The organism is Segatella asaccharophila, assembly GCF_054687055.1.
The window spans coordinates 127,828-142,774 of record NZ_BAACAN010000008.1 but is presented as its reverse complement, the minus strand read 5'-3'; the positions used below and the strand labels follow the sequence as shown (position 1 = coordinate 142,774).

Below are 14,947 nucleotides of genomic sequence, written 5' to 3'. Positions count from 1 at the left end.
TTAATTTTATACTCATTGAGATTATGGAAATGCAAAGTTTTACCATTACGAAGCGCGATGGAAAAAAAGAGCGCTTCTCGCTGGACAAAATTATGAATGCAATCATTAAGGCATTTGATTCTGTAAACGAGCCTGTGGATTTGGGAGCTGTATCCAAGATCATCAGTCATCTGGATATTCAGGAAGGAATTAAAGTTGAAGATATTCAGAATGAGGTTGAAGAGTCTTTAATGCGTGAAGGATATTATAAGGTGGCCAAGAGTTTTATGCTTTACCGCCAGCAGCATGCTGAAGACCGTGAGACGTTGAGAAAGTTGAAGTTCCTGACGGATTATTGTGAGGCTTCCAATGCTGCTACGGGTTCAAAGTATGATGCCAATGCTAATGTAGAGCACAAAAATATAGCTACACTGATCGGCGAACTCCCTAAGGCAGGGTTTATCCGCCTGAACCGTCGTCTGCTGACAGACCGCATTAAGGCTATGTACGGGAAGGAACTTGCCGATCAGTACCTCGATCTTCTCACCCATCATTTTATCTATAAAAACGATGAGACATCACTGGCAAACTATTGTGCCAGTATTACTATGTATCCATGGTTGTTGGGTGGGACAACTTCCATAGGAGGCAATTCTTCCGCCCCGACTAATCTGAAGAGTTTTTGCGGAGGTTTTATCAATATGGTCTTTATGGTCAGTTCAATGCTTTCCGGTGCCTGTGCTACCCCTGAATTCCTGATGTATATGAATTATTTCGTCGAAAAGGAATATGGGAAAGATTATTACAAGCGGGCAGACGAGGTCGTCGATCTGAGTTTGAAAAAGCGTACCCTTGATAAGGTCATTACAGATTGTTTTGAACAGATCGTATATTCGCTCAACCAGCCTACGGGTGCCCGTAATTATCAGGCCGTATTCTGGAACATCTCCTATTATGACAAATACTATTTTGAAAGTCTGTTTGATAATTTCTATTTTCCTGATGGCAGCCGTCCAGATTGGAAGGGGGTTGACTGGCTGCAAAAGCGTTTCATGAAATGGTTCAACCAGGAGCGGACAAAGACAGTTTTGACCTTTCCCGTGGAAACCATGGCTATGCTGACAGCGAACGGGGATTGCAAGGATAAAGAATGGGCGGACTTCTCTTCAGAGATGTATGCCGAAGGACATAGTTTCTTTACTTACTTAAGTGACAAACCTGATTCCTTGAGCAGTTGTTGCCGTTTGAGAAATGAGATACAGGACAATGGCTTTAGCTATACCTTGGGAGCAGGCGGCGTCAGCACAGGTTCCAAGAGCGTACTGACCATCAATCTGAACCGTACCATCCAGTTTGCTGTCAATCATAAAATGGATTACAAAAAGGTCCTCAGTGAAGTGGTAGAACTCTGCCATAAGGTTCAACTGGCTTATAATGAGAATTTGAAAGAATTGCAAAGGCACGGAATGCTGCCGCTTTTTGATGCAGGTTACATTAACATTAAGCGTCAGTATTTGACCATCGGAGTTAACGGACTGGTTGAAGCCGCTGAATTCCTGGGTCTGAAGATCAATGATAATCCAGACTATCTGCACTTTGTCCAGGGAGTATTGGGTATTGTAGAAGCTTGTAATAAGAAATACCGTTCCAAGGACGTCATGTTCAACTGCGAGATGATCCCTGCTGAGAATGTAGGAGTCAAACATGCCAAATGGGATCGCGAAGACGGCTATTTCGTCCCGCGTGATTGTTATAACAGTTATTTTTACGTTGTGGAGGATGACAGTCTGAGTGTTATAGATAAATTCAAACTGCATGGTGCGCCCTATATAGAGCATCTTACCGGGGGATCGGCCCTGCATCTGAATCTGGAAGAGCATCTGAGCAAGGCTCAGTATCGACAGCTTTTTAAGGTGGCTGCCAAGGAAGGCTGCAACTATTTTACCTACAATATTCCGAATACGGTCTGTAACGACTGCGGACATATTGACAAGCGCTATCTTCATGAGTGTCCGGTCTGCCATTCTAAGAATGTAGACTATCTGACTCGTGTCATCGGTTATCTGAAACGGGTGAGTAATTTCTCTCAGGCACGCCAGCAAGAGGCTCATCGCCGCTTCTATATTTCACCAGACCATATCGGACCGGTCAACAAGGAACTGGATACGGTGAAATCCGGGGAGACAGAGAAATGCTGAAATATGTGAATACGGGCATCGTTTTCCAGGAGATCCCGGATGAAGTTACTCTGGCTGTAAACATTTCCAATTGTCCTATCAGGTGTCCGGGATGTCATAGCTCTTATCTATGGAAGGATATTGGTGAAGAACTTACCCCCGGGGTGATTGATCTGTGGGCTAAGAAACTGGGACCGGATATTACCTGTATCAGTTTTATGGGCGGTGACAGTGATCCTGCCGAGGTTGACAGACTTGCTGCTTACGTTCATAAGACTTATCCTGAATATAAGGTAGGGTGGTACAGTGGAAGGCAGAAACTGTCCGTGGCAATTAATAAAGAGAACTTTGATTTTATTAAGTTGGGCCCGTATGAAAGTCAACTTGGTGGATTAAAGGAAAAGACCACCAACCAGAGACTGTACAAAAAAACTGATGGAGAATTTCGGGATGTGACTTCCCGGTTCTGGAAAAAGTGATATGTCGCGTTTCTGGTTAGGGACCATTCATGGGATGATTTTCTGCAAGTAGAAGGGATATAGTCCGTAAGGGCAGGTGAATGGACAGGTCAGAATCTTGGTCTGTTGATAGAATAGAAGGTATGGAGATAATCAAGAGAAATGGGACGGCGGAAACTTTTGATGGACAGAAGATTTCGGCAGCCATCAGAAAGAGTTTTGCAAGTACAAGTCGGTTCATTACAGACAATGAATTGAAAGGTATTGTACTTGAGGTGGAACGATATATAGCGGACCATCCGTCGAAAAGGGATGTGGAGAGCATTCAGGATAAGGTGGAAAAATGCCTGATGACGCATGGCTTTTATGATGAGGCTAAGAGTTATATCCTTTTTCGCGGAAGCCGTAGCGAGGAGCGGCAGGCTATTGTCCATATTACTGACAGGATAGGGGTCCCAGATCTGGATGAAGTGCTGAAGTCCGTATCCCATGCGTTCCGGGCTAAGGAATATGGTATGGTGATCCTGGACGATAAATTTTCTGGTTTTTATCATCCACAGATGAAAAGCGAGGAAGGGCTCTTGGCTTTGATCAAGGCTTCTGTAGAACTGACTACACCTAAAGCTCCTGCCTGGGAGATGATCTCAGCACGTATTCTCAACTTCATGCTGAACCGGAACATTGGAAAACGGGAAGCAGAATTGAATCTTCATTCCTTTTATGAGAAAGTAGCTTATCTTACGGCTGAAGGACTTTATGGTGATTACATCCTCAAGTCTTATACCCGGGAAGAGATAGAGCAGTCGGCTGTTTTCATGAAGGCAGAGCGAGATCATCTACTGAACTATTCAGGTCTGGACCTGTTGGTAAAACGTTATCTGATCCGGACCTTTGATGGACAGCCTGTGGAGAGAGTCCAGGAAATGTTCCTGGGGATTGCTTTACATCTGGCTATGCCTGAAAAGAAAAACCGCCTTCAGTGGGTGCAGAAGATCTATGATCTGCTGAGCTGCCTGGAAGTGACGATGGCTACCCCGACGATGTCTAATGCCCGTAAACCTTGTCATCAGCTCTCCAGTTGTTTCATTGATACGGTTCCGGATAGTCTGGAGGGCATCTACCGCAGTGTGGATAATTTCTCTCAAGTCAGCAAGTTCGGTGGCGGGATGGGCTTGTATTTTGGTAAGGTGCGCGCTACAGGGGGTACTATCCGGGGCTTTAAGGGGGTTGCAGGCGGAGTGATCAGATGGATCAAGTTGGTGAATGATACTGCTGTAGCCGTGGACCAGTTGGGCGTCCGCCAGGGTGCTGTAGCGGTATATCTTGATGTATGGCACAAGGATCTGCCTGAATTTCTTCAACTTCGTACCAATAATGGTGATGACCGTATGAAGGCACATGATGTCTTTCCGGCGGTATGTTATCCTGATTTGTTCTGGAGAATGGCAGAGGAGGATATTAATCAGAGTTGGTCCCTCTTTTGTCCCAATGAGATCATGCGTGTGAAAGGTTACTGCCTGGAGGACTATTATGGCGAAGAGTGGGAGAAACGCTATAAGGAATGTGTTTCAGACCGGCGCTTGTCACGCCGGGTAATCAGCATCAAGGATGTGGTGCGACTCATCTTGCGGTCGGCGGTGGAAACCGGTACGCCTTTTACCTTTAACAGGGATGCGGTCAACAGGGCTAATCCCAATCCTCATAAGGGCATGATCTATTGTTCTAATCTTTGCACTGAGATCGCTCAGAACATGGCTCCTATTGAAAGTGTTTCCAGGGAGATAAAAACAGTGGATGGTGATACGGTGGTCGTCAGCACGGTTAAGGCTGGTGATTTTGTAGTCTGTAATCTTGCCAGTCTGACTCTTGGCAGGTTGCCTCTGGAGGATAAGAGGGCCATGAAAGATAAGATCGCAACGGTGGTCAGGGCGTTGGATAATGTAATAGACCTTAATTTCTATCCTGTGCCTTTTGCTGAGATAACCAATCACAGGTATCGTAGCATCGGCTTGGGAGTCAGCGGCTATCACCATGCACTGGCTAAAAGAAAAATCAGATGGGAGAGTGAAGAGCACTTGAGATTTGCTGATGAAATTTTTGAAACCATCAATTATGCGGCGATAGAGGCCAGTTGTGAGCTGGCACAGGAAAAGGGCGCTTATGCGTATTTCAAGGGCAGTGACTGGCAGACGGGAGCTTATTTCCGGAAACGTGGCTACACTTCTGAAAGATGGGGGAAATTGGCCGGAAAGGTCTCTGCCTACGGTATGCGCAATGCCTATCTTCTGGCAGTGGCTCCTACCAGCAGCACCAGCATTATTTCCGGTACTACGGCAGGACTGGATCCTATTATGAAGCATTTCTTCCTGGAGGAAAAAAGAGGTGCCATGCTTCCCCGTGTAGCTCCTGAATTGTCAGATGCGACTTATTGGATGTATAAAAGTGCTTATCTGATCGACCAGCAGTGGAGCATCAGGGCTGCCGGAATCAGGCAAAGGCATATTGACCAGTCACAAAGCGTGAACCTTTATATTACAAATCATTATACGATGCGGCAGGTACTTAATCTTTATCTGCTGGCGTGGAAGTGTGGAGTCAAGACGCTTTATTATGTGCGCAGCAAGTCGCTTGAGATAGAAGAATGTGATAGTTGCTCGGCTTGAAGGGTATGTAATGGAAAAATAGAATGATAATGGAAACAGGACAATTGAGAAGGAATACGCTCTTTAATCCCAATGGAGACACTGACCTGAGATTGAGGAGAATGATAGGGGGAAACAGTACCAACCTGAATGATTTCAATAATATCAGATATGAGTGGGTAAACGATTGGTATCGTCAGGCGATGAATAATTTCTGGATACCGGAAGAGATAAATCTGTCTCAGGATGTAAAGGATTATCCGTTGCTGGAAAAGAGTGAACGTACGGCTTATGATAAGATATTGAGTTTCCTGGTGTTCCTGGATTCTCTTCAGAGTAATAATCTGCCGACGATTAGTGAGTATATTACTGCCAATGAAGTGAATCTATGCCTTCATATCCAGACTTTTCAGGAATGTGTTCACAGCCAGAGTTACAGTTACATGCTGGATACGATATGTAGTCCGGAAGAACGGAATGACATTTTGTATCAGTGGAAGACGGATGAGCATCTGCTCCGGAGAAATCAGTTTATCGGTGACTGTTACAATGAGTTTCATGAATGTCGTGACAAATTCAGACTGATGAAGGTATTGGTTGCTAATTTCATCCTGGAGGGTATTTATTTTTATAGCGGTTTTATGTTCTTCTATAACCTGAGCCGTAACGGGAAGATGTCAGGTTCTGCTCAGGAGATCAGATATATCAACAGGGATGAGAATAACCATCTGTGGCTGTTTCGTAATATCATTCTGGAACTGAAGAAAGAGGAACCGGATCTCTTTACGGATGACAGGATAGAGGAATATAAAAAGATGATGCTTGAAGGCGTCCGTCAGGAGATTGCCTGGGGGCAGTATGTGATAGGTGATGAGATTCCGGGACTGAATACGAAAACGGTGTCTGACTATATCCGTTATCTTGGTAACCTGCGCTGGTCCAGTCTGGGACTGGGATACCTTTTTGAAGATAATCGGAAGGAACCGGAGAACATGCACTGGGTGTCACTGTATTCTAATGCCAATATGGTGAAAACTGATTTTTTTGAAGCGAAGAGTACTGCTTATGCTAAAAGCACGGCTTTGCTGGATGATTTGTAGATTATCGGATATGTCTGATGAATAGCAGCTTAAGCGCAGGAATGGAGCCCTGCTTTCCTGTCTTTGTCATATTCCTGCAAGATTATTTGGGTCGTATAGGAATTAATTTGTAACTTTGCGGGCGAAAAGAATGCTTTAGGTGCTCTTCATCCGATCTATATACGATGTGCAGGAAGGGGGCATTTTCAGCGTATAAAGTAAAAAATAATGGATCTATTAGAAAAAGACAGGGCTGATTTCCTTCGTTATCAGCGGGGGGAGTTGACAGCATCTTATGTTTATCAGAAACTGGCATCGGTGGAAAAGAATGAAGCAAACAAGAACATTCTGATCCGTATTACTCATGAGGAGCAAAAACACTACAATATCCTGCGGCATTACACTCAGACAGATGTGAAGCCGGACATGTTAACCGTGAATACTTTTTACTGGATGGCAAAGATTCTTGGGAATACTTTTGCCATTAAGAAGATGGAGGCATCAGAAATCGATTCACAGACGGCGTATCGGGTGTATACCGATTACCCGGATGTTCATGATATGACCATTGACGAGAACCGGCATGAAGATGAACTTATCGCGATGATCAATGAGGAGCGGTTAAACTATATGGGGTCTGTTGTTCTGGGGTTGAATGATGCTCTGGTAGAATTTACCGGTGCACTCGCCGGATATACGCTGGCTCTTAACAATAGTACCCTGATTGCCCTTACGGGGAGCATTACCGGTGTTGCCGCAGCCTTGTCCATGGCCTCCTCTGAATATCTATCGACAAAATCAGATGGTGAAGATCATAAAAAACCGGTAAAGGCGGCCGTTTATACCGGGTTTGCTTATCTTGTAACAGTCGTTGCGCTGATAGCGCCTTTCATGATATTCAACAATGTTATCGTTGCCCTTGTGATCATGCTGGCGATGGCCCTGCTGATCATTGCAGCCTTCAACTATTATTATTCCGTAGCTCGAGGGGAGAATTTCCGGAAGCGTTTTTCGGGGATGGCTGTTCTCAGTTTCAGCGTGGCTGGTCTTAGTTTCGTCATTGGGTATCTTCTCAAGTTGATCGTAGGCGTCGGGTGATCCGTCCTCGTGCTTGTTTCTTAGATCTTATTGATGTCGACATATCCGTGCATGACGGCATAAATGGTAAGGGCAGCAACACTTTTCTTGCCTAATTTCTCCTGGATGTTTTTCCTGTGGGTGATCACGGTTGTCAGGCAAATATTCAGTTTGTCTGCTATCTCCTTGTTCAGGTAACCTTGGGCAATAAGGGACAGGACTTCAACTTCCCGGTCAGTGAGGACTTTTGATTCTACTGCTTTGGGCATGGGGGGAAGGTTCTTGCCATGGGGATGCCCGAACTGTTCCAGACGCAACAGGGATTTGACCAGTTGTTTTTCAGGTACATTGACACAGATATAATGGAAATCTTTCATCCATGTGTTCGGATCAGCGGAGTTGGTCAACACGATAGTCTTGTGCTGTCTTTTCAGAAAAAAGAGGCGATGGGTTAGGACTATGTCGTTGGTTACAAAATAGTGGAAGAAGGTGTCGGGATGATGTCCTTTCAGGTCATCAAAAGAGTAGAAGGTCTCAATATCCATGAAAGGTATGACATCATGCAGCATCTGTTTCAAGCCGATTTCTGCCAGGGTATTGGAATCAATGATGGCGAGTTTGGGACGTCCTCTCATCATGGATACCGGATTTGGATTTTTCTTGTCTTCCATTTCTTTTCTGTTTATATGTTAATGCTCCCTTCAAAAAGTTTTTTATCTTTCAGGGAGAATATTCCTGACTGCCCTTTTCTCTTGTCCTTGATCAAAGGAAAGGGGAGAGCATCTTGGCGAAAGTCCCGCGGAAGCGCTGCCACGGCGTCCGCCATTCTTTCCACTTCTTTTCAGTGAGCAGGAAACTCTGTTTCTTTTCTCGGTCAAAAAGGTCGCAGAGCTGCTGAGTCGTATATTTGTCCAGTATGACGGCATTGTCTTCATAGTCCCAGCGGAGACTCCGTGAGTCCAGGTTGGCTGATCCTACCGTACAGATCCGTCCATCCACCATGATGATCTTAGTATGATGGAATCCTGCCGTGAACATCCATATCTTACAGCCGTGTTCCATCAGCAGGTGGGCATTATAGAGTCCACAGTCTGGTGTCAGGGGCACGTCACATTTTGTGGAGAGCATGATCTCTACCTTTACACCTCTCCTGACAGCTTTCTCCAGCGCCTTCATCAGTTTGTGGCTCAAGGTGAAGTATGGGTTGATGATTTCAATACTGTCGTGAGCATCATTGATGGCATTGAGATAGAACAGGCGGATAATGTCATTGCTTGTATGCGGCTCACGGTTGATGATCCCTACCATCTTCTGGTAGCGTGTGGGCGTGGTGTCCGGTTTGAGGTCCGTAAAATAATCTGCCGGTACACCTCCACGGTAGTATTTCCAGCCATGCACGTCCTGGTGGCTCACTTTCTTCCACATTCTCAGGAAGATCGACTGTAATGTGTTCACGGCGTCACCGTCTATACGGCAATGCATGTCATGCCATGGCCCGATCTTCGGCTTGCCCGTGATATAATAGTCGGCTACATTCATTCCGCCTGTATAGGCTATCTTTCCATCGATGACGACGATTTTACGGTGATCACGATTGAAGAAGTCATCTATCCAGGGGAAGCGTACAGGTTTATATTCATAGATCTCGATTCCCGACTGACGGATCGAATCAATGTTTGTTTTCTTCAAGGGTTTATTGTTGGAACAGTTTCCGAATCCGTCGAACAGGAGCCGTACCTCTACTCCTTGTTTTACTTTCTTCGCCAGCAACTTGATGAGCTTATGGGTGATGGAGTCATTGCGGAAATTGAAATATTCCATGTGTATGCTGCTCCTGGCATCACGGATGGCCTTGAAAAGATCTTTGAATTTTTGCCTTCCGGTTTCGAGGAGGACGACGGAATTATTATGTGTGAATTTTATGCCATGTAATCGCAGCGTTCTTGCAAGCATGGAATCTGCTGTCTGTACAGTGTAAGAGGAATCTGTATTGTACTCGTTAAAAGACTCTTTCCGTTCGGCACTGGTTGTCAGGCACAGCAAGGAGAAGAGGAAGAGAAGAAAAAACTTAGGATATTTCATTGTTGGATGATGCGTGTGTGAGTATAAATTCTGATGAGTTGTTCTGTTTGTTTTGGATATGACTTTAAATCATGCAGGCATAATGGTCTACTACTCCCAGCAGATGTTTATCCTTGTCAACGACTAGTACCGTATGGATTTTGTTGTGATTCATGATTCCCTGTATTTCTACCACCTTTGTTGTAGGGGAAACCATCTTCGGCTCCCGGGTCATAATATCGCTCACGGTGTGATCGAAAAACTTTGCCTGCCAGCGTTCCATCGCCCGGCGTATGTCTCCATCCGTAATCAGTCCGATGACAGCTCCCTCCTTGTTGACGGAGACACCTAAGCCCAGTTTGCCTTTGCTGACATGAATGATCGCTTCTCCCAGGTGCATTTCTTGTGGGATGACAGGCATCTCTGTTGTCCTCATCACATCTTCAGCAGTTGTTAGCAACCGTTTGCCCAGTTCTCCCCCCGGGTGGAATTGTGCGAAGTCATGTGGCTTGAAATCCCTGACCTCCATCAATGCGACAGCCAGTGCATCCCCCATCGCCAGTGCGGCTGTGGTGCTGCTGGTCGGGACAAGGTTCAGTGGGCAGGCCTCTTTCTTCACGCTGACCAGTATGTGGATGGTGGAATATTTTGCCAGAAGGGAATTGACATTTCCGCTCATGGCGATGATCGGAATATTCATGTGCAGGACTATTGGTATGAAACGTAATAGTTCATCGGTCTGTCCGCTGTTGGATAAAGCCAGCACAATGTCGCCTTCCGTCATCACGCCGAGATCTCCATGGTACATATCCAACGGATTGATAAAGAATGCGGGCGTTCCTGTAGAAGCGAGAGTAGCTGCTATCTTTGCACCTATATTGCCACTTTTTCCTACACCTGTGACGATAACCTTTCCTTTACAGTGGTACATCATGTCTACGGCTTTGTCGAAATTACTATCCATGTGCGGGATCATATCCAGTATGGCTTGTGCCTCATCTCGCAGGCATTGTTCTCCGACTTGCCGGACTTTTGACATTTTTTCTTCTAGGGTTGTTGTGGTCATGATTTTCTGATCTTATCAGAGGGGTTGGAATTGAGTGGATGATTGAAATTTTAATGCGTTGAGGAGAGTACTCACAATAGGAGTTGACGGATAATCCCTTCCAGTTTGTTCAGCTCCAGCATGTTGGCGGCATCACTGAGCCCCCTGTCCGGGTCAGGATGTACTTCAAAGAAGTAACCGGTGGCTCCGAAAGCCTTTGCTGCAAATGCCATGCAAGGGACAAACTTCCGGTCGCCTACTGTTTTGGCATTCCCTGCTCCCGGGCGTTGTACGCTGTGTGTGCAGTCCATGATTACGGTCGGCACAATCTCTTTCATGTCGGGGATATTACGGAAGTCCACCACCAGATTGTTGTATCCGAAACTGTTGCCCCTTTCGGTGAGCCATACTTCACGGGCTCCGCTGTCCTGGGCCTTTTCTACTGCATAACGCATATCTCTGCCGCTCAGGAACTGTGCCTTCTTGATGTTTACGGTCTTTCCTGTATGTGCTGCAGCTGACAGAAGATCGGTTTGCCGGCATAAAAAGGCTGGTATCTGAATCACATCGCACACCTCGCCTGCAGGCGCAGCCTGATAACTTTCGTGAATATCTGTGGTGATCCGGAGCCCGTACTTTTCCTTGATGTCTGAAAGCATCTGCAATCCGTGGTCAAGTCCGGGACCTCGGAAGGAATGAATAGAGGTACGGTTGGCCTTATCAAAGGAGGCCTTGAAAATGATGTCTGTACCTAATTGCCGGTTGATTCTCACGAGTTCCTGTGCTACAGTTTCCAGGAGTTCCATGGACTCAATAACGCAGGGACCGGCGATGAATACTGTTTTCATATCTTTTTCCGTAAGTTTTGCAAAGTTAATTAAATCTAACTGAAGAGCCAAATCTTTAACTTTCGTTTGTATTTTTATCCGTAAATCTTTTTTGCCTGGAATTCTATCCTTTCCAGCTTCTGATAGGACACCCTGTCTGCTTGCTTCTTTTTCAGGTAAACCTATTATATATTATCGTAAAAGTCTTTGCAGACATTAATGGGAGTTTTACCAATGGGGCTTGTCCAACGGCAAAAGTAATAAAAAATTAGTGTTTTCAGTAGGGACTTTCAACTTTTATTGATTTTTAAGTCAAAATAGAATGCCAGGTCTCTTAAATGATCTGGCAGGTGTGCAGGTTGCTGCTTTCAGAATAAGATCATGGATTGGTGGAATCATGGATTCTTTTGAATTGATCATTACCGGTCTTTTCTTTGACAGGAATGGTTAACTAACCTTATTTTGGGAGCTTTCTATTGATTTAAATCAAAATCAAGATTTATTTATGCAAAAAATACTGAAAATATTTGGTGTGTCCGTACACAATGATTATCTTTGCATCGTCAATAGGTAATTAGAAGGTTTAGAGATTGGTAATCAGGTAAGAGTTTGAAGTAAGGTATTAGTTTAAGGTAATCAAGAAGATTGAAGATTCAGGATGTGAAAAAGGTATTAGATTAAGGTAAAGGTAAAAAAGATTGTTTCGAGAGGTGTTAGTTAAGGTAAAGATAAAGATTGGAATGTAAGGATAATGAATAGGTATTAAGTGAAAGATTGTTAGAATTTCAGGATTATCAAAAAAGAGTTTATGTTAAAGGTGAACGCCGTGAGGCGGAAACCTGAGTGTCGGAGGGGAGTGATCCTTGTCCGATTTTTTGTTTTAGGACGATCTTGGCTCAAATAATATTGTTGTTTTGTTAACGATAAGAATGGATCATAGTCACTGATTCTCACGGTGATAGTCAATTGTGACCGATATGGTGCATTTCGCTCCACCAAAATGGTGCATTATGGTACCCCGAAATGGTGCATTTTGCTCCTCAATGACTATACCTCCCAGAATCAGGCGTCAGACTGACTTTAAGACCATAAAAATCATAGATATACTGCTGCTTATTTGTATAGCCAATTAGACGACTATAATTATTCTGAAAATAAAAGGAGCCCTTTAATCTGTGATATGACTTGGGATAGGATAAAGTTGGGCTCCCGAGAATTTATCTTTCCAGATTCCGGCAGTAACTGGGATTACAGGCAGCCGCTGCCTGATCGTTTTATTTTGTCAGATATTTTTCCGTTTGAAAATAAAATGCTATATTTGTAGAATAATCTCTTAAAGGTTAAAACATGGAACAGATCAGAAATGACAAACTTACGTTGTGTGTGTCTTCCCTGGGAGCTGAACTTCAGAGCATCAGGGACGTAAACGGTGTGGAGTATCTATGGGATGGTGACCAGGACTACTGGAACCGCCATTCTCCGATCCTTTTTCCAATCGTCTGCGGATTGTGGAAGGATACTTATCGACTGGATGGTATACCTTATCATTTGACACGCCACGGTTTTGCTCGTGATAATGAATTTACGGTAATTAGAAAGGGTGAGAATCATATTACCTTCGCTTTTCACGAGAATGAGGAGACCTTGAAAGTATATCCCTTTCACTTTAATCTGGCCGTTACTTATCGCCTTGACGGTAATCATATTCATGTGGTCTGGCATGTGGAAAATACGGATCATAAGATCCTTTATTTCCAGATCGGCGGTCATCCTGCATTCCGGGTGCCCGGTGCAGTAAAGGGTGAGCCTCTGGCCGGAACACTGAATTTAGGCAAGACCCAACTTGAACGTCTGTACGGGAATGTCGGTGGATGTATTACCAAAAGCCGGCATCCGTTGAAAACGGATCATGGACTGTTACATTTTACCGAGGAGGATTTTGCTGATGATGCCTTGATCTTTGACCGTAGTCAGTTACAGCATATTGAACTCCTGGATAAAACGAGGCACACTGTCATCGCGCTGGACACAAAGGCACCTGCTTTGGGGATCTGGAGCCCTGCCGGAAAGCATGCTCCTTTCGTCTGTATCGAACCTTGGTATGGCATCCATGATGAGGTGGGCTATGAGGGAGATTTCCGGAACAAATATCTGATGAACCAACTCCTGCCCGGTTCGAGTTTCATGAGTGAATATATTATTACGGTGGGATCATAGATCTTGGCCATGGAATAATTAAACTATATTTGCCAGTCGGGTGGCTTGCTTGATTCGATCGGCAAGGCCTATGCCATCCCGCAGGCCTCCTGCCAGGATGAGTCCTTTGTACTGTCTCTGTAACTCTTCCACAATTTTGATGCGTCGTTCACTGTCTGCTTCATATTGCGGTATTGCCTTGGAATGCCGGAAAACGTGGAATTTATCCGGTCGCGTACCTTTGGGGTATGACAACATCCTGTGCAGGGCATCTGTGACCAGAGAGTATAATTCCTGATCGGACAGATCCAGCATTTCCTGATGTTTCATCCCCCCGAAGAAAAAGGACAACGAGGCAGCTCCTGAGGGGGCTCTGTCATTATAGCATGAAGAATTGAAAAGGATACCCAGCACTTTTTCCTTTTCAATAGATGGAACCAGTCCGCCGAAAGCTTTTGGAACAAGGCTGCCATCTTTGAGTCCTACTCCTATCTGAATAATAGGGGCATAGTCCAGTGATGCAATAGGTCGCATGTCCTTCTCCGTTATAAAGGGGAGCATGGCAGGCAGGGCATAGGCGGGCACTGTGGTGATGACATATTTGGAATGGATCTTTTTCCCTTGGTCCGTGAGGGTGGTCAGCCAACCGCCTGCAACGGGTTCAGTGGTGATCTTTCCTGTCCGGGTCTTGATGGTGTCGCCGGGTATTTGCCTGCCGATGGCCTTTACTAATTGTTCAAAGCCTCCCTTCACGGAAAAAACTGCTTTGCTGATGCCTTGTCTTTTCTCCTCGGCCAAGGCCTTATGACGCTTGATGGATCCTCGTATAAAACTCCCGTATTCGTGTTCCAGCATATAAAGTTTGGGTAGGGCGAACCGTGTGACCAGCCGATCCGGATCACCGGCGTATACTCCTGAAATAAAGGGATCGACGGCATAGTTGAGATAAGATTTTCCCAAGCGGCGTTTGACCAGTGATGCGATACTTTCAAACGGATCATTTCCTTGTTCGCGGAAAGGTTCAAAAAGTATGTTCACTTTATCATGCCACGAGAACAATTGGGTGGAGAGGGCTGTGGACAGGTTGCTGGGTAATGGGCAGAAACTCCCGTCTTTCCAGATCAGCCTGACCTTGGATTCCTGTTGCGCAATCTGCGGGGAACAGTCACCGTGGAGCTTTTCAAACAGTTTTACAACTTCGCAGTTGGAAAGGACTCCGGTATTTGGTCCTGATTCGAATAAATACCCCTCATCACTGAGAGTATGCAACTGTCCGCCTATGCGGTCTGCCTTTTCCAATAGTAAAACCCTTATTCCTTTTTCCTGTAACAGGAAGGTGGTAACTAGTCCTGTAATTCCTGCACCGATAACGACTACATCAACTTCTTCGTCCATAATGATTTGTC

The 14,947-nt window shown here is 45.1% G+C and carries 12 protein-coding genes; 7 read left to right on the top strand and 5 right to left on the bottom strand.

The window, feature by feature from the left end; translation table 11 throughout:
• Positions 1–23 precede the first annotated feature (23 nt).
• From nrdD to ACYRYG_RS06970, 5 genes are all read left to right on the top strand, one after another.
• The gene (nrdD, locus tag ACYRYG_RS06990) at positions 24–2,177 is read left to right on the top strand and encodes an anaerobic ribonucleoside-triphosphate reductase (RefSeq protein ID WP_293416674.1); all 2,154 of its coding nucleotides are present in this window, start codon (positions 24–26) and stop codon (positions 2,175–2,177) included.
• Complete coding sequence (nrdG, locus tag ACYRYG_RS06985) at positions 2,171–2,635, top strand: anaerobic ribonucleoside-triphosphate reductase activating protein (protein ID WP_293416676.1); 465 nt, start codon at positions 2,171–2,173, stop codon at positions 2,633–2,635. The genes nrdD and nrdG overlap by 7 nt, the downstream gene beginning before the upstream one ends.
• Before the next feature lie 122 nt (positions 2,636–2,757).
• The gene (locus ACYRYG_RS06980; RefSeq protein WP_293416678.1) at positions 2,758–5,277 is read left to right on the top strand and encodes a ribonucleoside-diphosphate reductase subunit alpha; all 2,520 of its coding nucleotides are present in this window, start codon (positions 2,758–2,760) and stop codon (positions 5,275–5,277) included.
• 29 nt (positions 5,278–5,306) lie between these two features.
• Positions 5,307–6,356, top strand: a complete 1,050-nt coding sequence (locus ACYRYG_RS06975; RefSeq protein ID WP_293429410.1) for a ribonucleotide-diphosphate reductase subunit beta — start codon at positions 5,307–5,309, stop codon at positions 6,354–6,356.
• Between the two features lie 207 nt (positions 6,357–6,563).
• A complete protein-coding gene (locus ACYRYG_RS06970) occupies positions 6,564–7,433 on the top strand; it encodes a VIT1/CCC1 transporter family protein (RefSeq protein ID WP_293416683.1) in 870 nt (289 codons plus the stop codon).
• Between the two features lie 20 nt (positions 7,434–7,453).
• Here the strand turns inward: ACYRYG_RS06970 and ACYRYG_RS06965 are convergent, their stop codons facing one another.
• The 4 genes from ACYRYG_RS06965 to kdsA form a co-directional block, all read right to left on the bottom strand.
• A complete protein-coding gene (locus ACYRYG_RS06965; RefSeq protein ID WP_293416685.1) occupies positions 7,454–8,083 on the bottom strand; it encodes a response regulator transcription factor in 630 nt (209 codons plus the stop codon).
• Positions 8,084–8,174: 91 nt separating this feature from the next.
• Complete coding sequence (cls, locus tag ACYRYG_RS06960; protein ID WP_293416687.1) at positions 8,175–9,494, bottom strand: cardiolipin synthase; 1,320 nt, start codon at positions 9,492–9,494, stop codon at positions 8,175–8,177.
• A 64-nt stretch (positions 9,495–9,558) separates the two neighbouring features.
• Entirely contained in the window at positions 9,559–10,539 is a 981-nt protein-coding gene (locus ACYRYG_RS06955) for a KpsF/GutQ family sugar-phosphate isomerase (protein WP_293416689.1), read from the bottom strand.
• A gap of 71 nt (positions 10,540–10,610) precedes the next feature.
• Entirely contained in the window at positions 10,611–11,366 is a 756-nt protein-coding gene (gene kdsA / locus ACYRYG_RS06950) for a 3-deoxy-8-phosphooctulonate synthase (RefSeq protein ID WP_293416691.1), read from the bottom strand.
• Between the two features lie 301 nt (positions 11,367–11,667).
• Here kdsA and ACYRYG_RS06945 point away from each other — a divergent pair, with 301 nt between their 5' ends.
• Together ACYRYG_RS06945 and ACYRYG_RS06940 are read left to right on the top strand one after the other, a co-directional pair.
• Positions 11,668–11,796 carry a hypothetical protein gene (locus ACYRYG_RS06945; protein ID WP_293423584.1) on the top strand — a complete coding sequence of 43 codons (129 nt, stop codon included), beginning with the start codon at positions 11,668–11,670 and terminating at the stop codon, positions 11,794–11,796.
• 896 nt (positions 11,797–12,692) lie between these two features.
• Positions 12,693–13,562, top strand: coding sequence for an aldose 1-epimerase family protein (locus tag ACYRYG_RS06940; protein ID WP_293419730.1), 870 nt, complete (start codon positions 12,693–12,695; stop codon positions 13,560–13,562).
• 18 nt (positions 13,563–13,580) lie between these two features.
• On the opposite strand, the gene hemG is transcribed toward ACYRYG_RS06940, so the two are convergent.
• Positions 13,581–14,936: a protoporphyrinogen oxidase gene (gene hemG, locus ACYRYG_RS06935; RefSeq protein ID WP_293419733.1), complete on the bottom strand. Its 1,356-nt coding sequence runs from the start codon at positions 14,934–14,936 to the stop codon at positions 13,581–13,583.
• Positions 14,937–14,947 lie beyond the last annotated feature (11 nt).